We start from the raw sequence: 20,453 nt of genomic DNA, 5'->3' as shown, positions 1-20,453 counted from the left end.
CATACTTTTATTTTTTCATAATCCTAACAGAAAAAAAAGAGGAATTTGTAATATTCTTTATGAAATTGTCGGTGTTTGTATTGATTCTGTTACAGAATTAACAGGATTTACTCTTACAAGTATGACATCTTCCCCAATTTTCACAATTTCCTTCCAAGGAATTACAATCTCAACATCTTTTCCAAAAATACCTAGCATACGTGTCTGTTTGGAAATAATAACAGAACAAATTTTCCCTGTGTTCATATCAATTTCAATATCTCCAATATTCCCAATCCTTTTTCCATCTGAAATATTTATAACATCCTTCATCTGTAACTCTGAAATTCGTATCACCATTTTCATCCTCTCCCTTATATGACAAATTGGAAACTGTTTCTCATATTTACAGGAAGCCACCTATACGAAATTATATGAACACTAATCCCCTACTATGAGCACAAACCATATTACATATAAAAAGGTCTCACCATAATTGGTGAGACCTTATCCTTGAATCGTTTTATTCATTTGTTTAATGGCTGACTTCTCTAAACGTGATACTTGCGCTTGGGAAATCCCAATTTCTTCTGCAACTTCCATCTGTGTCTTTCCTTGGAAGAAACGTTTTCTAATAATCATTTTCTCTCTATCATTTAAACGCTTCATTCCTTCTTTCAATGCTAATTCTTCAACCCACTGCTCGTCCTTTTGTTTTTCATCACTTAACTGATCCATAACAAAGATAGGATCTCCCCCATCATTATAAATCGGTTCAAATAATGAAACTGGATCTTGAATTGCATCTAAAGCAAATACTATCTCTTCATGAGTTACTTCTAGCACTTTTGCAATATCCATTGCTGTTGGTTCTTTTGAATTTTCTGCAATCAACTTTTCTCTTACTTGCAAAGCTTTATACGCAATATCTCGCAATGAGCGCGATACGCGAATCGGATTATTATCACGCAAATATCTGCGTATTTCCCCAATAATCATCGGCACAGCATACGTTGAAAATTTTACATTTTGGCCTAAATCAAAATTATCAATTGATTTCATAAGTCCGATGCAACCAACTTGAAATAAATCGTCAACATATTCTCCTCTGTTATTAAATCTTTGGATGACGCTCAGTACAAGACGTAAGTTTCCATTCACTAATTTTTCTCTTGCGCTTATCTCTCCACTTTGCATTTCACGAAATAATTTACGCATCTCTTCATTTTTTAATACTGGAAGTTTAGCTGTATCAACACCGCAAATTTCTACTTTGTTTCTCGTCAAAGTGTTCCCTCCTATCGGGAGTTGCTGTACAGTGTAAAGTATTTCCTTTGAAGGGGATTTTATGCATGTGGTTTTTTCACGATTTGTTATTTAAATTATCTTTCCTAATACAACTAAATAGAATAAGACCAGCCTACATAACGGCTGGTCTTATTCTTTACACCATTTTATTAAATTCTTTTCGTAATCTTTTTATAATTCTTTTTTCTAAACGCGAAATGTATGACTGTGAAATCCCAAGCATATCAGCCACATCTTTTTGCGTCTTTTCCTCTCCTCCAGCAAGCCCAAACCGAAGTTCCATAATTTGTTTTTCACGATCATTTAATTGGTGTAATGCTTTCATTAAAAGGTGACGATCTACAGTAGCTTCTAAATCTTTTGTAATAATATCATCATCTGTACCTAACACGTCAGACAATAACAGTTCATTCCCATCCCAATCAATGTTTAGTGGTTCATCAAAAGAAACTTCCGAACGATTTTTGTTATTTCGACGTAAATGCATTAAAATTTCATTTTCTATACAACGCGATGCATATGTTGCTAATTTTATTTTCTTTTCTGGATTAAATGTATTTACCGCTTTAATAAGGCCGATTGTTCCTATACTAATCAAATCTTCAATATTTATCCCTGTATTTTCAAACTTTCTTGCTATATATACAACGAGCCTTAAGTTACGTTCAATAAGTAATGACCTTGCTGCCTGATCTCCTTTTGGCAATTTATTCAAAAGAACTTCCTCTTCTTCTTTTGTTAACGGTGGTGGCAACGCTTCACTTCCACCAATATAATAAATTTCATCGGTCTTAATTCCTAATTTCAGCAATACTTTATACCAAAGGTATACTAAATAAAATTTTAATTTCATCATATTATCCCGCCTCTCATTATTAAGCGATTACCATTTTTTGCGAAATCAACATTTTTGGATGCACAATACATTGATACTCCCCATTAGTAGAAAGCTGTTGTGTATTTAATCCAATTAATACTTTGTTTACAACAATAGAACTACCTTCATGGTCAACTTGCACACTGTCAGGCTTAATTGCCCACAAAAATTGACTCTCTACTCCTACTGCACGGAAAGGAATTAAGCGTAATTTTGTCGCCCAACCAGAATCATTTTCTGGTATTTGAGGAATTTCTGTTTTGGAATAAATTTGTTCTGTTAACCAAGATGGTAAGCAATGTTCTAATGATGAAACATGCATAATCATAACGGGTGTTTTTGTTAATGGGTCATAAAGTTGGTTCCCACTGTCAATAAGACCTGCCAGTTCTAGTTCTTCTTCTGCTAATTGAATTTTTACTTTCACAATTTGATCATAGTGTATTTTCGTGACCTCTACGCTTTCAATACGCTTTTTAGAAAAATAATAAATTACTGGAAAACCAAAAATAACAAATAACCAACTAATTGGATCACCGTAAGAAATTGACTGAGATTCAACCAATCCATTTACCATTTCATTCGTTTGCAAAAAGAAATGAGTTCCAATTAATCCTCCGCCAACCATAAAGGTTACAAAGTAAAAAGTAAAAACAGTTTGTGCATAATTTCTAAATGTTGTAAACCCAAATGCTGTATACACAATAAGTAACGAGTACAGTAGTTTCATAATTGGATGTGTCATCATAGAAGCAAAAGGAGTAAAGGCAAAAATAACAATAGTTGAACCTATAAATGCCCCTAACACAAGCCTCCATTTTTTGATTTTCTTTTTTAACACGGTAGCTGTTAATAAAAGCAAAAGAAAATCAATGCAGGCGTTTAACAACCAAACAACGTCGGCGTAAACAACCAAACAATTCACCTCTTTTTTCAAGTTGAGACTAGTATAATGCATATCCAATAGGAAAGTGTGTCAATTTGCGGAGGTGTTTTTTTGTTATTTTGTGATTTCTAGACATAATCTGTCGGTAAAAAATAAAAGTACAAATTCATAGAATGATATACTCTTATTTTCACCAACAAAATATACCAAATAAAAAAAAGACCTGCTTAGCAGGTCTTTTCCATTTAAAAAACAAAAAAGGAGCATGAAAGCTCCTTTTTTTATCGTCTACGACGGTTACGTAAAAATGCTGGAATATCGATATCATCTGAATCTGAATGACGCTCATGTACAACTGGCTCTTCACGCTTCATTTCACGTTTTACTTCACGTTGTTTTGAAGGTTGAGCTACTGGTTGTTGCTGTTGTTGCGTGTGGTTCGCATTCGGACGAATAATTGGTTTTGGTGGTTGAGTTGCAATGCTATCATCAAAACCAGTTGCAATTACAGTTACAACGATATCATCTTTTAATCCTTCGTTAATAACAGAACCGAAGATCATATTTACTTCTGGATCTGAAGCTGAAGCTACGATATCTGCCGCTTCTTGTACTTCATATAAGCTTAAGTTAGCGCCACCCGTAATGTTCATGATAACACCTTGAGCTCCATCAATAGATGTTTCTAGTAATGGACTAGAAATCGCTTTTTTCGCAGCTTCTGCAGCACGATTTTCCCCGTTACCAGAACCAATACCCATTAAAGCAGAACCTCTATTAGACATAATTGTCTTTACGTCTGCAAAGTCTAAGTTAATTAAACCTGGCGTTGCAATTAAATCCGAAATACCTTGAACACCTTGACGTAATACGTTATCAGCTTCACGGAATGCTTCTAACATTGGCGTATTTTTATCAACAATCTCTAATAAGCGATCGTTTGGAATTACAATAAGAGTATCTACATTTTCTTTAAATGCTGCAATACCAGATGCTGCTTGCGTCGCACGCTTACGTCCTTCAAAAGTAAATGGACGTGTTACAACACCAACTGTTAAAGCACCTAATTCTTTTGCAACTTGAGCAACAACTGGAGCTGCACCAGTTCCAGTTCCACCGCCCATACCGGCAGTTACGAAGACCATATCCGCACCACGAAGTGCTTCTTGGATCTGTTCTTTACTTTCTTCTGCAGCTTTTTTCCCTACTTCAGGGTTTGCGCCTGCACCAAGTCCACGCGTTAATTTTCCACCAATTTGCATTTTTGTTTCAGCTTTTGATAGATTTAATGCTTGTGCATCAGTGTTCACAGCGATAAAGTCTACACCTTGTACACCGTGTTCAATCATACGGTTTACAGCATTGTTTCCGCCACCGCCGACACCGATAACTTTTATATTCGCTAATTGATCTTGAGTAGTATCAAACTCTAACATGTCGAAATCCCCCTAGAACCTCATTTTTCGTGTCCAATTTTAATCCCATAAATAACGGAATACACGTTTTACTTTTGACATCATGCGGTCATCATTTTGATTATTATTGTTTTGATTACGAGTTTTTTGTTTCGCGGGTTGCTGTTGTACCGGCGTTGGTGCTGGTGCTGGTACTGGTTCAAAATGCTCTTGCTTTTCCTGCACATTTTTCCCACGTAATTTAGCTTTTTGATAAGAATGTTTAATTAATCCAACTCCACTTGTATATTGGGGCTCACGCACACCAATATAATCAGGAGTTGCTACACGAACATTTTCATGTAAAATATCATATGCAAGATCAAGAACACCTGGCATAGAAGCAATTCCGCCAGTTAGTACATAACCAGAAGCCACTTGCTTTACTCCTAACTTACGCACTTCATCTTGAACAAACATTAAAATTTCCTCTACACGAGCCTCTATTATATCCGATAATTCCAACTGAGAATATTGTTCTGTTTGATCACTTCCCATAATAGGAACCGTAAACATCTCTTCTTCAGATGCTGTATCATAAAAAGCATGTCCATATTTCAACTTAATTTGATCTGCATTTTCTGTTGAAGTTTTCAACCCAATCGCAATATCTTTCGTTATATGGTCTCCACCTAATGGTAATACGCTCGTCGCTTGTAACTCTCCATCTTTAAAAATAGATAAAGTTGTAGATCCTCCCCCCATATCAACAAGGGCTACTCCTCTATTTTTTTCATCTGAAGATATAGCAACTGTTGCAGCCGCTAAAGGTTGAAGACAAATATCAACAATTTCAAGACCTGCTTTTTCTACACAACGAAGTAGGTTATGTAGTAAAGTTCTCGAGCCTGTAATAAGTGTACCTTCCATTTCTAATCTTACACCGATCATCCCGCGTGGATCGTTAATCTCGTCAAGACCGTCTACGATGAACTGTCGAGGTACCACATCAATAAACTCACGCTCTGGAGCAATTGACACAACTTGTGCTGCATCTAGAACGCGTAAGACATCTTCATTCCCGATTTCACGATCTTCATTTGAAACAGCGACTACTCCGTGACAAGGAAGTAGCTGTACCTGGTTTGCATTGACACCTACTACAACTTGCTCAATGTGGATTCCCACCATGCGCTCAGCTTGTTCAATTGCTTTTTTAATTGATCGAACAGTCTCGTCTATATCAACTATCGATCCCTTCTTTAAACCATTTGATTTTACATTTCCAACACCAATAATGTTTAAGCTGTCATTAACCATTTCACCAATGATGACTTTAACATTGGATGTACCGATGTCAAGACTAACATATATTTCATTGCTGTTCATTCTTTGGCACCTCCTTCTTTATTTATACCATACAACTCAATATATGGAACAACAATCGCAACTTTACTATTTATAAGAAAAATATTCAACGTCTTTATACGTTTCCCTTTTTTAACCCTATATTTTTCTTATTTTTATTTAGCATTCAATTAAGAATATCGCAGTAAACTATGAATAACTGCTTATCTTGAAATAATTCTATTTCCAGTGTAAAGTTTACCGCCAAGTATAAGTCTACACTAAGATGTACTCATAGAAAAGTGAAACTTGTACCAATACTAGTATGAATCTAAGAATTTTTACATATTTTTCATCAAATGAACCATTCTTCTAAATTCGTATACATATAATAGAACATTCGTTTCGTTTTTTCTGCTATAAGCAACGAAAACTACCATTCTATTCTTTTTTGTCTTCCGCACCTAATTCTTTCGTATATGCACCTACTTCTAAGTCAATTAATACCTTCTTACCTGGCTCAATTGTTTTTAAAATAAGTGGATAGGCTTCCATACGTTTTGCGAAATTTTGAATCGTAGTGCTCACTTCATAACCTTCATTCATATATAAAGTAAGATGATCTTCATTCGCATTCGTTGGTGAATAGCGAATCTCCGAAATAGATTTTAAAATAGCTGGTGTTAATTTTTCTAGTTCAGCGATTAACTCCTTCATTTTCTCTTCTTTAAAAGGTTCGAAAATCGGTGCTGCAACAGGAAGTTTTCCATTAGGTAGTACATCAAGCGTTTTTCCATTTTCTAATAACGGTTGTAGTTTTCCCTCTTTATTTATATAACCAATCGTTAAATATTCTTCGATATGAATATCAATCTTGTTTGGAAAACGTTTTTTTACATTTACTGCTTTAATTTCTTTTCGCTTCGTTAAGTTTTCTTCAGCTTTATGTGCTGTCACTCGGAAATAACTTGTATCATATGTCACGCCTGAATCCTTCATTACTTGCTCATCCGTCATATAGTGATTTCCAAACACACTAATCTTTTTTATATTACTAAGCGGAGACCGAAAATAAATTAAAAAGAGCACTAATAAAAATAAAATTGATATGTATAAAATCAATCGATGATTAACATTTTTTTTGTTTTTTTTCTTTTGATTTTTCAATTTTGGTACACGATCTTGTAGTTTAATCACTTTACTATTATTCATGTACGATCCCCCTATGTAACATAAAGAACGGCATGTTCCTCATGCCGTTCTTATCTTCTTATTATAACATAAATGATAATGAGCGGAACGAATAACCGTTATCTTCCAATGATTTCTACTTCTGTGTGCATATCTACATCAAATTTATCCTTAATTGTATGTTTTATTAATTCAATTAAAGACAATACATCTTGCGCTGAAGCTCCCCCGGTATTAACAATAAAATTGCCATGCATTTCAGAAATTTGAGCTCCACCAATCCTATAACCACGAAGCCCTGCTTTTTCTACTAAATCTCCTGCAAAATGTGGGATTGGATTCCGAAATATACTTCCTGCACACGGATGATTCCATGGTTGCGTTTCACGGCGATAGTCTTTATTATTTTGCATGCTACGTACAATTTCTTCACGTTTTCCCGCCTGTAATTGAAACTCCGCTTCTAAAACAATACCAGGACGTTTCGTTTGCAATACAGATGACCGATAAGAAAACTCCAGTTCTTTATTCGTTAACCAGGCAATTGTACCGTCTTCAAACAGAATGAGAGCCTTCGATAATACACTCGATATATCCGATTTATGTGCACCTGCATTCATATATACTGCACCACCGACACTTCCTGGAATACCGCTCGCAAACTCCAATCCAGCTAACCCTTGACGACTAAGTAAAGTTGACAATTTAATAAGAGGATATCCACTACCAACTCTTACCTTATGTTTTTCGACCTCTAAGTGATCTAATCCTTCTCCTAAACGAATAACAACACCTTCTATGCCTTGATCAGATACAAGAAGGTTTGAACCGCGACCAATTACAGTCCACTTCGTTTTGTATTGCTTTACTAACTGTAATGTTTTTTCAATACCGGCTACATGCTTTGGCACAATTAAAATGTCCGCTGGTCCACCTATTTTCATAGTTGTATAACGTGCTAACGGCTCGTTAACTAAAACACGACCAACGTCTGCTTCTATAAGCTCATTTACTAATTGTTCCATAGACAATCTCCCCCATATTAAGTCTCCTTATGACAATAATATGCAGGGCGTTCATCTAACGTTATCCCGCTATTTACGGGCAGTACAGCTCTTAAATCAAAATTCGGCGATAACAAAGAAATTAGGCGGAATCAGGATGTCAGTAAACATCCGATTAGTGAAAGATAATAATCAACGAGAGAGAATCACTCCCCACTGATTAGAGCCTCACTTTATTTTTTTACAAGCTTATTCATTACTTCATACAGCTTATTTGCTGCATCTGGAATACCTAGTTGCTTAGCCGCTAGCTTCATATTTTGTAATGTTTGTGCATTCAATAAAATCTCATCAATATCACGAATAAGCGTTTCAGCTGTTAAATCTTTTTCAAGTAACATTTTTGCCGCTCCTTTATCAACAACTGAACGTGCATTCTTTTCCTGATGATTATTTGTTACATATGGACTCGGTATTAACACACTTGGTTTTCCTAACGCTGTTAATTCTGCAAGTGTTGTTGCCCCAGCCCTTGAAACAACAAGGTCTACACCAGTTAGTACCTCTGGCATATTATGAATGAACGGCTTAATAATAACATTGCTTGGGTTCCCTTTTTGCTTCACGGCTTCCATCACTTTATCATAATGTACTTCACCCGTTACATATAGTATTTCGTAGCTTTTGTTCCCAAACTGTTCAATTGCTTCAACGAAGGCATCGTTAATCGGTCTAGCCCCACGACTTCCACCAAATATAAGTACAGACTTTTTAGGAAGAGAAAGCCCAACTGAACGTTTCCCCTTCATTCCATTTTGATCCATTACCTCTGATGCTCGTGGATTACCTGTCATTACCACTTTTGACTCTGGAAAATGCTCTATAGCTGCTTCAAAACAAACAGCAACTTTATCAACATAACGGCTTAAAAACTTGTTCGTTACACCTGGTACACTATTTTGTTCATGTACAATAGTTGGAATACCTAATTTGGCTGCAGCGTATACAACTGGTCCACATACATATCCACCCGTTCCAATTACAATATCCGGATTAAAACGACGAATATATCGTTTACTATCCTGTACACCTTTTAGAAAACGCATTACTGTTTTCACATTATCTAATGATATTTTTCGTTTAAATCCACTTATAACAATAGATTGAAATGGTATACCTGCTTTTGGAACGATTGTACTCTCTAGTCCATTTTCCGTACCAATATATAAAAATCTTGCTTCTGGATTTAACTTTTTTATTTCTCTAATTAAAGCAAGAGCTGGATAAATATGACCACCAGTACCCCCACCACTCACTAATACACGCACTACTAACTCCTCCGCTTCTCTTTTCTTATTTCCATTATATTTATTTCTATATACATATTGCATTTTTACACACATACGAAAAACCCTGTCTTATAAACAGGGTTTAGTAGCGAGAATGGCGACTTATATTTAATAATACACCTACTGCCATTAACATTAATGTCAAACTTGATCCACCATAACTTAAAAACGGCAAGGTAATACCCGTAACAGGCATCAGTCCTGTTACAACACCAACATTAATCATTACTTGAATCGCAATCATCGCCACAATACCTACTGCTAAAAACGTACCATATAAATCTGGCGCTCCTAATGCGATACGAATCCCGCGCCATAATAATAGACTAAATAATAATAACACAAATGAACCACCAATAAAACCTAATTCCTCGGATAAGATCGCAAATATAAAGTCAGTTTGCGGTTCAGGTAAATAAAGAAATTTTTGTCTACTTTGTCCAAGTCCAAGCCCAAATAATCCACCAGGTCCAATTGCAAGTAATGATTGGATAATTTGAAATCCACTTCCGAGCGGATCTGACCACGGATCTAAATATGATGTAATGCGTTTCATTCGATACGGTGCTGATGCAATTAACCCTACAAATCCTGCTACACCAATCAAACCAAACATTGCAAAGTGAAAGACCCTCGCTCCCGAAATGAATATCATAATGATACATGTCCCAACCATTACCGTTCCTGTCCCAAGGTCTGGCTGTAACATAATCATCCCAAAAGCAAGAAAAACAAAACTAAGAGCCGGTAATAAACCACGTTTAAAAGATGTAATCAATTTTTGACGTTCTGCTAAAAACTTTGCCAAGAAAATAATCATCGCAAACTTCATAAATTCTGACGGTTGAATCGAAAATGCTCCGATTCCAATCCAACTTCGTGCTCCTCCTCGAACAAGACCTACTCCAGGAATAAGAACGAGAATAAGAAGAATGAAGCAAACTAGCAAAATCACTTTTGAATACGTACGCCACACCCAATAATCAATTTTCATAATAAAAAACATAGCTACTACACCAAGACCCGCAAACAGTAATTGTCTTTTTGCAAAAAAGAATGAGTCCCCCATTTTATAAGAGGCCCAAACTGCACTCGCACTATAAACCATAATCATTCCGATTGTCAACAATGAAAGTGTTACGATGATGAGAATAAAATCAGGCGTTTTCTTCATTACCCACAAACACCACCTCTTTAGGCAGAACCTTTTGCCCTATGTAACAAAACATCAGTAGGTGTTAGCCTACTGATGTTTTGATTTACTTTATATAAGTTTATGCACAGCTTGTATAAAAATGTCTCCTCTTTCTTCAAATGTTTTAAATTGATCCCAGCTTGCACACGCTGGAGAAAGAAGAACGACATCGCCATCTTTAGAATGAGCATAAGCCTTCACCACTGCTTCATCTAAAGTATCGACACTTTCAATTATATCTAATCCCGCTTTTTCTGCCGCTCTTACTAGTTTGGGAGCTGTTTGTCCAAATGTTACAATCGCTTTTACATTTTTGAAATACGGAATTAAATCATCGAATTCATTTCCGCGATCAAGCCCACCTGCTAGTAACACAATCGGTTGTGTAAACGCAGATAGTGCTTTCTCAGTCGCTAACATATTCGTTGCTTTTGAATCGTTATAAAACTTACGGTTGTTAATCGTTGTTACATATTCTAAACGATGTTTTACACCCGTAAAACGTTTTAACACGACCGTAATTGCTTCATTAGAAGTACCTAATAATTTCGCAATACTCATCGCAGCTAAAATATTTTCTAGATTATGTTGACCAGGTAAAACGATATCGCTTACTTCAACAACTTTTTCACCTTTGAAATAAAGAGCGTTATCTTTTATACACGCGCCATCTTCAATTTCTTTCGTTGTCGAAAACAGGATTTTTTGACCTTTAGAATACGCAGACAAAGCCATCACATCTGCATCATCCGCATTTATTACACTATAATCATTTTCTGTTTGGTTTTTAAAAATATTTGCTTTCGCTAAACCATATTCTTTCTTCGTCCCATGATAATCTAAGTGGGCCTCAAATAAATTTAAAAACGCAGCAATTTTAGGTTGGAACAATTCTACTCCCATCAATTGAAACGATGAAAGTTCTGTAACTACAACTTCATTTTCTTTTGCATCCTGTGCTACTTCACACGCTACAGTTCCAATGTTCCCTGCAATTACAGGATGCTTTTGTCCTTCTTTTAGCATTTCAAATGTCAGCATTGTCGTCGTCGTTTTACCGTTAGACCCCGTAATCCCAACAAATGGTGCTTCTGAAATACGATATGCTAATTCAACTTCCGTAACAATCGGAATTTGCTTTTCTTTCGCAGCAACTAATATTGGATTAGAATACGGGATTCCTGGATTTTTTACTACAAGAGAAATATTTCTCTCTAATAATTCTAAAGGATGACCACCGCATACAACGTCCATTCCTTTTGCTTGTAATTCTGCAGCAAGTACATTCTCTGCTAAAGGCTTTCCGTCATTTACAATAACATTTGCCCCTAACTTTTGTAACAATGTAGCTGCTGCATAACCACTTTTTGCAATGCCTAATACAAGAATATTCTTATTTTGAAATTCAGTTACAGTTTTCAATTACATCCACACCCCGATATAAATTCCTAACACAGCTAATAAAAATCCTGCAGACCAAAACGTCACAACAACACGCCACTCTGACCAACCACATAATTCATAATGATGGTGTAATGGACTCATTTTAAAGACACGTTTTCCTGTTGTTTTAAATGAAATGACCTGAATGATAACCGATAAAGTTTCCATTACGAATACTCCGCCGATAATTACAAGTAGCAATTCTTGTTTTAATAAAATCGCTACAGCTGCAATGGCTCCACCTAAAGCTAATGAACCTGTATCTCCCATAAACACTTTTGCTGGATTCGCATTGAATACTAAAAATCCAAGTACAGCTCCTACAACTGCCATACAGAATATCGCCACTCCAAATTGCTCTTGTGCCACAGCAATAATACTAAATGCTCCAAATGCAATAGCAGCTGTTCCTGATAATAAACCATCTAAACCGTCAGTTAAGTTAACTGCATTTGATCCACCAATAAGCATAAATAGTACAAGTACGAAATACGCCCAACCTAATTCAAACTTAACATCCGTTCCCGGAATCATGATGTATGTGTGGAACGCTTGCCCTTTTCCAATTAAAAAGAATGCAATAGCAATAACAAGCTGACCTACTAATTTTTGTTTTGATGTTAAACCAAGATTTCTCTTCTTAACTACCTTTATGTAGTCATCTAAAAATCCAATCAAGCCGTAACCAAACGTCACTAATAGTAATAACGAAACCTCTGCACCTAAATAATTAAACTTAATCGCCATAATAAGTGAAGTTACCATCATAGATACGTATATGACGATACCACCCATTGTCGGTGTCCCTGATTTTTTTTGATGTGACTTTGGTCCCTCATCACGAATACTCTGTCCGAACTTTAATTTTCTTAAAAATGGAATAAACAATGGCGAAAGGGCAACAGAAATTAAGAATGCTACCCCAGCCGTTACTAATAAACCTTGCTCAAGCACATGTAGTCCTCCTCTCACGTTGTTACTCTTCGTTGCTTAAACGCCCTTTAATTGCTTCTTTAGCAACTTCACGATCATCAAAATGATGAACTTCTTTACCAATAATTTGATACGTTTCATGACCCTTACCAGCAATAATAATGATATCATCTGCTTTCGCTTTAGTGATTGCATGGTGTATCGCTTCTTTTCTATCAATAATCACTTCATAATTTTTCCCACTTGCACCATGTACCATATCATCTAAAATAGCCGCTGGATCTTCACTTCTTGGATTATCTGATGTGTAAATTGCATGAGTTGCATATTTTGTTGCAACACTTGCCATTATCGGTCTCTTCGTTCGGTCCCTATCGCCGCCACAACCAACGATACAATACACATCACCTTTTGCAAATTGTTTTGCAGTTTTTAATACATTTTCTAAACTATCCGGCGTATGTGCGTAATCAACAATAACTGTATAATTTTGTCCTCCATCAACAACTTCAAAACGCCCTGGAACCCCAGCTAGTTCTTTTATAACAGCAATGATTGTTTCTAATTTCACACCCGAAACAAGTCCTGCTGCTGTTGCTGCAAGTACGTTATATACATTAAATTTACCTATTAATTTCATCGTAACATTTACACTTTCATATGGTGTGACAAGCGTAAATGTAGTCCCGCCACTCGTCATAACGATATTTTTTGCCATAATGTCACTTGTTGTATCAATACCATATGTTACAACTGTTGCTGCAGTACTTCTCATATACTCTTCTGTTACATTATCATCGCTATTCAGCACAGCGTACTTTTCACGATTATGATTATAACTATTGCCAAGCTGTGCAAATAGTAACCCTTTTGCATGTTTATATTCTTCCATCGTTTTATGATAGTCTAAATGATCTTGTGTTAAATTCGTAAACACCGCTACATCGTAATCACATCCGTGTACACGACCAAGATCTAACGCATGTGACGAAACTTCCATTACCGTGCTGTCCACACCTTGTTCAACCATTTTTGAAAACGTCTGTTGAAGTGTTAGTGCATCTGGTGTTGTATTTTTCACCTCAAATGTTTCATCACCGATTTTCATATTAATCGTTCCAATTAGCCCTGTTTTATGACCATGTGCTCGCATAATCTCATCCATAATATGCGATGTTGTTGTCTTTCCATTTGTACCTGTAATTCCGATTAAATGTAACTTGTGTGTCGGTTGACCATAAAAATAATCAGCTAAAACCGCTAACGAACGAAAAGTATTTTTCACAAGTACAACTGGAACGTCAACATCAATTGGTCTTTCCGCAACAATAGCAGCCGCTCCTTGTGCCGCTGCTTGCTTAGCAAAATCATGGCTATCAACCGTATATCCTTTCATACATACAAATAAGCTTCCCTCTTTCACTTTACGTGAATCAGCTTCTATAGATGTGATTTCTGGATTTTCTTTTGGAACAACTGGAAAATCATGCAAACATGATACAAGTGTATGCAACTTCATTTCACTAAACCCTCTCTACATTGTTTATTTATCTTTTTTCAGTAAGCAACACATTACCTCCTATATAAGGAGGTAAGTGCTACTGACCTATTTATGAATGAGACACTTACTGTCTCAAATTAAGTAACTGTTCTATAAAGAACTCACTTCCACCAATTGTACCATAAAACGTACTATGTTACCTTTAATTCCCGAAGTAAATTCTAATTTTTGAGCCTTCTTTTACTTTAGCTCCCGCTTCTGGTGATTGTTTAATTACTTTCTCTCCATCTCCACTTATATCAAGCTTCAAATCGACGAGTTGTGTTTGTAAGTCTTTCTTTTTCATTCCAATTAAATTCGGAACTTCCACAGTTGGTGTATCGCCCCATTTATATTCTTTCTCAACTTGTTCTTTTCTCGGTTTCACTCCCATAACAGGAAGCGCATCTCGAAGGATATTCCCGACAATCGGAGCTGCTACCACTCCACCAAACTGTGTAACCCCTTTTGGATTATCAACAGCTACATACACAACAATCTCTGGATCATCCGCTGGAGCAAATCCGATAAAAGATACTATATAATTATTCTCTAAATATTTACCATCCTTCACCTTTTGAGCAGTACCCGTTTTTCCACCTACGCGATATCCATCAATATAAGCACCTTTACCAGAACCTTTCGCTACAACATTCTCTAATGCATAACGAACTTTTTCTGAAGTTTCCTTGGAAATAACTTTTCTTTTCTCAACAGGTGTCTTTTTACTAACAACTTGATTATTTTTCGGATCAATAAACTCCTTAGCTATATACGGCTGATACAATGTTCCACCATTTACAGCCGCCGCTACAGCTGCTACTTGTTGAATCGGCGTAACAGAAACTCCTTGGCCGAATGAAGTTGTTGCTTGCTCTACTGGACCAACTTTATCTAAATTAAATAAAATCCCACTGCCTTCACCTTGCAAGTCAATTCCAGTCTTCTGCCCAAAACCAAAATTACGAATGTATTTAAATAATCGGTCTTTACCAAGGCGATCACCAAGTTCAATAAATCCCGGGTTACATGAGTTTTGAACGACTTCTAAAAACGTTTGACTGCCATGACCTCCTGCTTTCCAGCATTTCAATCTAGCTCCACCTACTTCAGCTGCTCCATCATCATAAAACGTATCCTTCTCTAAGTCTACTAAATTTTCATTCAATGCTGCAGCTAATGTAATGATCTTAAATGTTGAACCAGGCTCATACGTACTCCATACAGGTAGATTTCTGTTATACACTTCTGGAGAGACACTTTGAAAATCCGCTGGGTCAAAACTCGGTCGACTAGACATCCCTAAAACTTCACCATTTTTAGGGTTCATTGCAATCGCAATCATACCGTCAGGATTATAAGTTGACTCCGCAATATTCATTTCTCTTTCCATAATCCTTGTAATACGCGCATCGATTGTTAATCCTAAATTTAAACCGGCTTCTGGCTTTTTGAAATCATCACCAACATTAGGCATCCTTTGTCCTTTCGCATCTGCAAAAAAACGCACATGACCTTTGTCCCCATTTAGCTCTTTATCATAATATTTTTCTAGTCCCATAAGACCTTGGTTATCGCTACCTGCAAAACCTAATACATGTGATAAAAAGTTTCCAAATGGATAGTACCGGATAGAATCCTCTGCGATATACACGCCCTTCAGACTTAATCCTCGTACTTCTTTCGCTTTGTCATGTGATATTTTCCTTCCGCCTTTATCTAACCTTACAATCGATTCTTTTTTTGTAATCCTTTTATAAATCTCATCTTTTTCCACACCTAATACTGCAGCTAACTTCTCTGCAGTCTCCGCTGGTTTTTCAATTTGCCTCGGTACAACAAAGACAGTTGGAGCACTTTTATTCGTGGCAAGTTCCACACCATTTCGGTCTAAAATTTTCCCACGTTCGGGTTCGAAAGTAATATTACGACTCCATGAATCTTTCGCACGATCCGTTAACATATTCCCAAGAAAAAATTGCACATATCCAAGACGAATATCGATAATCGTGAAAATAAGTATACCTGATATAAGTATAAAAATAAGTCGTTTTCTAACTGTTACATTTGATACACGCATATTGGAACAAGCCTCCCTTACGCCTAGCTTGTTCCAATATATGCTTGTACTTATTTAATTAGAACTTATTCTCTTTTACCATTACGGCTTTTCTGCTTCTTGCTGTGGTTCGAGTGGCGGTACGAGTGTGACACCTAATTCTGTACCAGGTTGTAATAATGTTCCTTCCGCCACACTTTGTTCTGTTACGTATCCTGTACCAGAAGGTTTCAAGTTAAGCTGTAATGTCTTCGCTAAATTCATAACATCACGCAGTGCCCATCCTTGTATATTTGGCATTGTAGGCTTATCTCCTACCAAGAAGACTCGGTCGCCTTTTAATGTTTGTTCAGTCGCTTTTGGTACTTGTTGCTGTACTTTCCCTTCACCTAGTACGATTGGACGAAGTTTTGCTTTATCAATCGCTTTCCCCGCTTCAGCCATCGTTTTACCATTTACATCCGGAACAGTAGTTTGTTGTTCTTTCAGATGTTTTTTCGGATCTTTAACTTCATTTGGCTTAATCTTTAAATACTCTAAACTATTTTTTGTTACATATTTAAAAATATCAGCTAACGGTTGTGCACCGTTCTCATCATCTTTTAATTTAGGCTGTTTAACAGCTACATACACAACAAGTTGTGGATCGTCCATTGGTGCCATACCTAAGAATGAGAATATATAATTCTGTCTCCCTGTCATATAGCCGCCTTTTCCATCCGGAATTTGCGCTGTACCTGTTTTACCACCAACTGAATATCCATCAATTTTATAAGCTGTCCCTGTACCTTTCGGAGATGTAACAACACGTTCTAATAATTGTCTTACTTGCGCTGCTGTTTCCTTTGTAACAGGTTTTCCTACTTCTTCTGGCTTATGTTCTAATTTTACTTTGTCTGTTATCGGATCTACAATTTTATCAATTGCATAAGGTTTCATCATTTTCCCATCATTTGCAATGGCCGTTGCAGCTTGTACAAGCTGAATTGGTGTTACAGTGGAACCTTGTCCAAAAGCTGTTGTCACTTGTTGTATTTGCTGATCAAATAAAATTGTATTCGATCCTTCACCTGATAAATCAATGTTCGTTTTTTCATCTAATCCAAAACTATGAATATATTTTCGGAAACGTTCTGGACCAAGTTTTTGATCTCCTAAAATTGCAAACGCTACGTTTGAAGAACGCTCTACCCCTTCATCAAACGTGATAGAGCCCCAACCAGCACCACCGTTATGATCTTTTATTTTCCTATTTCCGACTTGATATGTCCCGGACTGATAATAATCTTGGCCTTTGTACACACCTTCATTAATAGCTGCCGCTAACGTGAAAATTTTCATTGTTGATCCAGGTTCAAATGCATTGGCAATTGCGTCATTGAAGAAATATTTAATTTGACGATCATTAGGGTCATAACTAGGTTTAGTAGACATCGCTAATATTTTCCCAGTTTTCGGATCTGCAACAATCCCTATTAAACTTTCTGGCTCATATTGCTTACTTGCTGCTTTCATCGCGTCTTCTAAATAACTTTGGACACGTTGATCGATTGTTAAATAAGCGTTATCTCCATTTTTAGGTGCCTTTACATTAACTTTTCCCCCATCAAGGGACACACCTTTACGATCACCTGTATATGCTACTTCTCCGTTCGAGGCACTTAAGTATTTATCCAAGCTTTTCTCTATGCCAAATTGACCTACCGAGGTTCCATTCTCATTTGGTTTTGCATGACCTATAACGTAAGATGCAAAATCACCGTTTGGATACACCCTTGCATTTTCTGTAATAAAAGATATTCCCGGCAACTTCAACGCTTCTATTTGTTCCTTCTTTTCTTTCGTCAAATCCTTGCCTAACGTTCCAAATTCGACTTGACTTCTACCTTCCTTATTTAAAGAAGCTAAAATATCCTCTTCGCCTTTTCCAAGTACTCCTGCAATTTTCTTTGCAGTATCTTCTTTATTCTCAACTGAGTTAGCACCTTTTAGTGCAGCTACCATTTTGTAAGAGTTTGCGTCTTGCGCTAACACATGACCGTTTTGATCATAAATGGTTCCTCGGTTCGCTTCAAGAACTCCTTTTTTACTATGCTTTTGTTTAGCAAGTGCATCTAAATCCTGATTATGAACTGTTCCTGTTGATTGTATGTAAAAAAATCGGGCTAATAACAGCAAAAAGAGCAGGAGGAAAAATATCATAAAATAACCTGCTCCCTTATTGGTATGAAATTTAGTCATATTCTTCTTCATCGTTCCTTCACACCTATTGCCTTATTTGAGGCCTTTCACATTATTCGCATTAATTTCTAGCCCGTGTTTTTTTGCAACTTCAGCGATTCGTTCATAGCGACTTAGCTTCTCTACTTCAGCTTGTAATTCTTGATTTTCTTTTTGCTGCTGTACAATTTTTTCTTCTATCGTCGCTGCTTCTACATTAACTTGATAAAGGCCTGCTTTATTTCCAATAAACGCGACACAGGCATACAATAAAAAGCCAATAAACGCTACATACAACAGTTTTTCGATTCTTGTAATTTTCGCTTTAACCTTCGGCTTAGCCATCTGCTGTGGGGGCGTTTGAATTTGCACCTCTTCTTGCGCTTGTTGTTTGTACTTTACAGCTAAATTAGTCATACCTCTCTCTCCCTTTTATCGTTTTTCAGCGATTCTCAACTTCGCAGAACGCGCACGATTATTTTCTTCTAGCTCTATATCAGAAGGTAAAATCGGTTTTCTTGTAATAAGCTTTAATTTCGGCTTAAATTCATCAGGAATAATCGGTAATCCTGGCGGCAATTGTGGCGTTGTACTATTTCGCTTAAACGTTGTTTTACAAATACGATCTTCTAATGAATGGAATGTTATAACACTAACTCTTCCACCTGGCTTAACCATCTCAATAGCAGATTCCAATGCTTCTTCAAATACTTTTAATTCATCATTTACAGCTATACGAATTGCCTGAAACACTCGCTTAGCAGGATGCCCACCCGTTCTACGAGCTGGAGCCGGAATACCTTCTTTAATTAGCTCTACTAATTCTCCTGTCGTTTCAATAGCTTTATTCTCACGATAAGCTTCAATTTTTCTTGCAATTTGTTTTGAAAATTTCTCTTCACCGTATTGGAAGAAAATCCTTACAAGTTGTTCATATGACCAGCTATTTACAACATCATACGCTGTTAATGGGGCATCTTGATCCATCCGCATATCTAGCGGTGCATCATGATGATAACTAAAGCCTCGTTCTGGTGTATCTAATTGTGGGGATGAAACACCTAAATCAAATAAAATACCATCTACTTCTGTTATACCTATTTCCTGCAGTTTTTCAGCTAAATAACGGAAGTTACTCTTTACTGTTATAAACTGTTCACCGTATGAAGAGAACTTTTCTTTCGCGTTTTGAATCGCTATCTCATCTTGATCAAACGCTATTAATTTTCCACCTTCAGTTAATTGGGATAATAAATAAGAACTATGTCCTCCTCCCCCCAGTGTACAATCTACATATGTACCATCTGGCTTTATATCTAAGCCGTCTACTGTTTCCTTTAAAAGCACTGTTACGTGTTTAAACATTGTTGCACCTACTCTTTTTCCAATTAATTATGTTGAATGTATCCCTTCCTCTAAACACATATTTCACGCTTAGAGAATGAAATAATACGAAAGAACGACTCATTTAACTTACCAACAAAGGCAACATACTATACAAATCGCTATTTTCTTTTATTATATACTAAATTTTATCATCTTTTGCGGGAATTTAAATAAAAAACTGTCGAAAAAGCGAATAATACGTTTACATTTTGTGCTATTTTGTCATATATTTAAGTATCCAACACAATTGCCATATCTAACATTTTTTGATTGATAATTCAGAAAAAAATCACTTCACAGTAAATTCAACGGAATAAAAATAAAATCCTGCTCCAAAGAGCA

17 protein-coding genes are annotated in these 20,453 nt (G+C 36.4%); all 17 read right to left on the bottom strand.

Annotation, left to right across the window (positions count from 1 at the left end):
• Positions 1-57: 57 nt before the first annotated feature.
• The 17 genes from ACQGSG_RS03005 to rsmH all read right to left on the bottom strand — a co-directional run bounded on the left by ACQGSG_RS03005 (position 58) and on the right by rsmH (position 20,090).
• Positions 58-339: a YlmC/YmxH family sporulation protein gene (locus ACQGSG_RS03005; protein WP_000236745.1), complete on the bottom strand. Its 282-nt coding sequence runs from the start codon at positions 337-339 to the stop codon at positions 58-60.
• A gap of 147 nt (positions 340-486) precedes the next feature.
• A complete protein-coding gene (gene sigG, locus ACQGSG_RS03000; protein ID WP_000197755.1) occupies positions 487-1,266 on the bottom strand; it encodes an RNA polymerase sporulation sigma factor SigG in 780 nt (259 codons plus the stop codon).
• A gap of 157 nt (positions 1,267-1,423) precedes the next feature.
• On the bottom strand, positions 1,424-2,143 hold the full coding sequence (gene sigE / locus ACQGSG_RS02995) for an RNA polymerase sporulation sigma factor SigE (protein ID WP_000976948.1): 720 nt from the start codon (positions 2,141-2,143) through the stop codon (positions 1,424-1,426).
• 19 nt (positions 2,144-2,162) lie between these two features.
• Positions 2,163-3,080 carry a sigma-E processing peptidase SpoIIGA gene (gene spoIIGA / locus ACQGSG_RS02990; protein WP_426947015.1) on the bottom strand — a complete coding sequence of 306 codons (918 nt, stop codon included), beginning with the start codon at positions 3,078-3,080 and terminating at the stop codon, positions 2,163-2,165.
• A 251-nt stretch (positions 3,081-3,331) separates the two neighbouring features.
• A complete protein-coding gene (ftsZ, locus tag ACQGSG_RS02985) occupies positions 3,332-4,486 on the bottom strand; it encodes a cell division protein FtsZ (RefSeq protein ID WP_000888984.1) in 1,155 nt (384 codons plus the stop codon).
• Positions 4,487-4,525: 39 nt separating this feature from the next.
• A complete protein-coding gene (gene ftsA, locus ACQGSG_RS02980; RefSeq protein ID WP_001087557.1) occupies positions 4,526-5,833 on the bottom strand; it encodes a cell division protein FtsA in 1,308 nt (435 codons plus the stop codon).
• Positions 5,834-6,232: 399 nt separating this feature from the next.
• Positions 6,233-7,003, bottom strand: a complete 771-nt coding sequence (gene divIB, locus ACQGSG_RS02975; RefSeq protein WP_001065788.1) for a cell division protein DivIB — start codon at positions 7,001-7,003, stop codon at positions 6,233-6,235.
• Between the two features lie 98 nt (positions 7,004-7,101).
• Complete coding sequence (murB, locus tag ACQGSG_RS02970) at positions 7,102-8,007, bottom strand: UDP-N-acetylmuramate dehydrogenase (RefSeq protein ID WP_000437021.1); 906 nt, start codon at positions 8,005-8,007, stop codon at positions 7,102-7,104.
• 212 nt (positions 8,008-8,219) lie between these two features.
• The gene (murG, locus tag ACQGSG_RS02965) at positions 8,220-9,314 is read right to left on the bottom strand and encodes an undecaprenyldiphospho-muramoylpentapeptide beta-N-acetylglucosaminyltransferase (protein ID WP_021728036.1); all 1,095 of its coding nucleotides are present in this window, start codon (positions 9,312-9,314) and stop codon (positions 8,220-8,222) included.
• Positions 9,315-9,417: 103 nt separating this feature from the next.
• A complete protein-coding gene (spoVE, locus tag ACQGSG_RS02960) occupies positions 9,418-10,509 on the bottom strand; it encodes a stage V sporulation protein E (RefSeq protein ID WP_000753520.1) in 1,092 nt (363 codons plus the stop codon).
• Between the two features lie 90 nt (positions 10,510-10,599).
• On the bottom strand, positions 10,600-11,952 hold the full coding sequence (murD, locus tag ACQGSG_RS02955; protein WP_000860116.1) for a UDP-N-acetylmuramoyl-L-alanine--D-glutamate ligase: 1,353 nt from the start codon (positions 11,950-11,952) through the stop codon (positions 10,600-10,602).
• Positions 11,953-12,927: a phospho-N-acetylmuramoyl-pentapeptide-transferase gene (mraY, locus tag ACQGSG_RS02950; protein WP_000893060.1), complete on the bottom strand. Its 975-nt coding sequence runs from the start codon at positions 12,925-12,927 to the stop codon at positions 11,953-11,955.
• A gap of 22 nt (positions 12,928-12,949) precedes the next feature.
• Positions 12,950-14,425 carry a UDP-N-acetylmuramoyl-L-alanyl-D-glutamate--2,6-diaminopimelate ligase gene (gene murE / locus ACQGSG_RS02945; protein ID WP_000766316.1) on the bottom strand — a complete coding sequence of 492 codons (1,476 nt, stop codon included), beginning with the start codon at positions 14,423-14,425 and terminating at the stop codon, positions 12,950-12,952.
• 184 nt (positions 14,426-14,609) lie between these two features.
• Complete coding sequence (locus tag ACQGSG_RS02940) at positions 14,610-16,526, bottom strand: stage V sporulation protein D (protein WP_001266237.1); 1,917 nt, start codon at positions 16,524-16,526, stop codon at positions 14,610-14,612.
• Positions 16,527-16,607: 81 nt separating this feature from the next.
• The gene (locus ACQGSG_RS02935; RefSeq protein WP_001987238.1) at positions 16,608-18,707 is read right to left on the bottom strand and encodes a penicillin-binding protein; all 2,100 of its coding nucleotides are present in this window, start codon (positions 18,705-18,707) and stop codon (positions 16,608-16,610) included.
• Positions 18,708-18,779: 72 nt separating this feature from the next.
• The gene (ftsL, locus tag ACQGSG_RS02930) at positions 18,780-19,142 is read right to left on the bottom strand and encodes a cell division protein FtsL (protein ID WP_000182804.1); all 363 of its coding nucleotides are present in this window, start codon (positions 19,140-19,142) and stop codon (positions 18,780-18,782) included.
• Positions 19,143-19,157: 15 nt separating this feature from the next.
• Positions 19,158-20,090 (bottom strand): 16S rRNA (cytosine(1402)-N(4))-methyltransferase RsmH, encoded by a 933-nt coding sequence (gene rsmH / locus ACQGSG_RS02925; protein WP_000472508.1) that lies wholly within the window; start codon positions 20,088-20,090, stop codon positions 19,158-19,160.
• Positions 20,091-20,453: the final 363 nt, after the last annotated feature.

It is taken from the genome of Bacillus sp. GMa5/1, assembly GCF_050172015.1.
Classification (GTDB): Bacteria; Bacillota; Bacilli; order Bacillales; family Bacillaceae_G; genus Bacillus_A; species Bacillus_A cereus.
Note: the sequence above shows the minus strand (reverse complement) of the source record. Positions and strands in the feature narration are given on the sequence as shown.

What these genes read in the sequence shown, in the direction of transcription:
- ACQGSG_RS03005 (WP_000236745.1), bottom strand. Translation starts at nt 339, where the DNA reads ATGGTGATACGAATTTCAGAGTTACAGATGAAGGATGTTATAAATATT.
- sigE (WP_000976948.1), bottom strand. Translation starts at nt 2,143, where the DNA reads ATGATGAAATTAAAATTTTATTTAGTATACCTTTGGTATAAAGTATTG.
- ftsZ (WP_000888984.1), bottom strand. Translation starts at nt 4,486, where the DNA reads ATGTTAGAGTTTGATACTACTCAAGATCAATTAGCGAATATAAAAGTT.
- ftsA (WP_001087557.1), bottom strand. Translation starts at nt 5,833, where the DNA reads ATGAACAGCAATGAAATATATGTTAGTCTTGACATCGGTACATCCAAT.
- divIB (WP_001065788.1), bottom strand. Translation starts at nt 7,003, where the DNA reads ATGAATAATAGTAAAGTGATTAAACTACAAGATCGTGTACCAAAATTG.
- murB (WP_000437021.1), bottom strand. Translation starts at nt 8,007, where the DNA reads ATGGAACAATTAGTAAATGAGCTTATAGAAGCAGACGTTGGTCGTGTT.
- spoVE (WP_000753520.1), bottom strand. Translation starts at nt 10,509, where the DNA reads ATGAAGAAAACGCCTGATTTTATTCTCATCATCGTAACACTTTCATTG.
- murE (WP_000766316.1), bottom strand. Translation starts at nt 14,425, where the DNA reads ATGAAGTTGCATACACTTGTATCATGTTTGCATGATTTTCCAGTTGTT.
- ACQGSG_RS02940 (WP_001266237.1), bottom strand. Translation starts at nt 16,526, where the DNA reads ATGCGTGTATCAAATGTAACAGTTAGAAAACGACTTATTTTTATACTT.
- ACQGSG_RS02935 (WP_001987238.1), bottom strand. Translation starts at nt 18,707, where the DNA reads ATGATATTTTTCCTCCTGCTCTTTTTGCTGTTATTAGCCCGATTTTTT.
- ftsL (WP_000182804.1), bottom strand. Translation starts at nt 19,142, where the DNA reads ATGACTAATTTAGCTGTAAAGTACAAACAACAAGCGCAAGAAGAGGTG.
- rsmH (WP_000472508.1), bottom strand. Translation starts at nt 20,090, where the DNA reads ATGTTTAAACACGTAACAGTGCTTTTAAAGGAAACAGTAGACGGCTTA.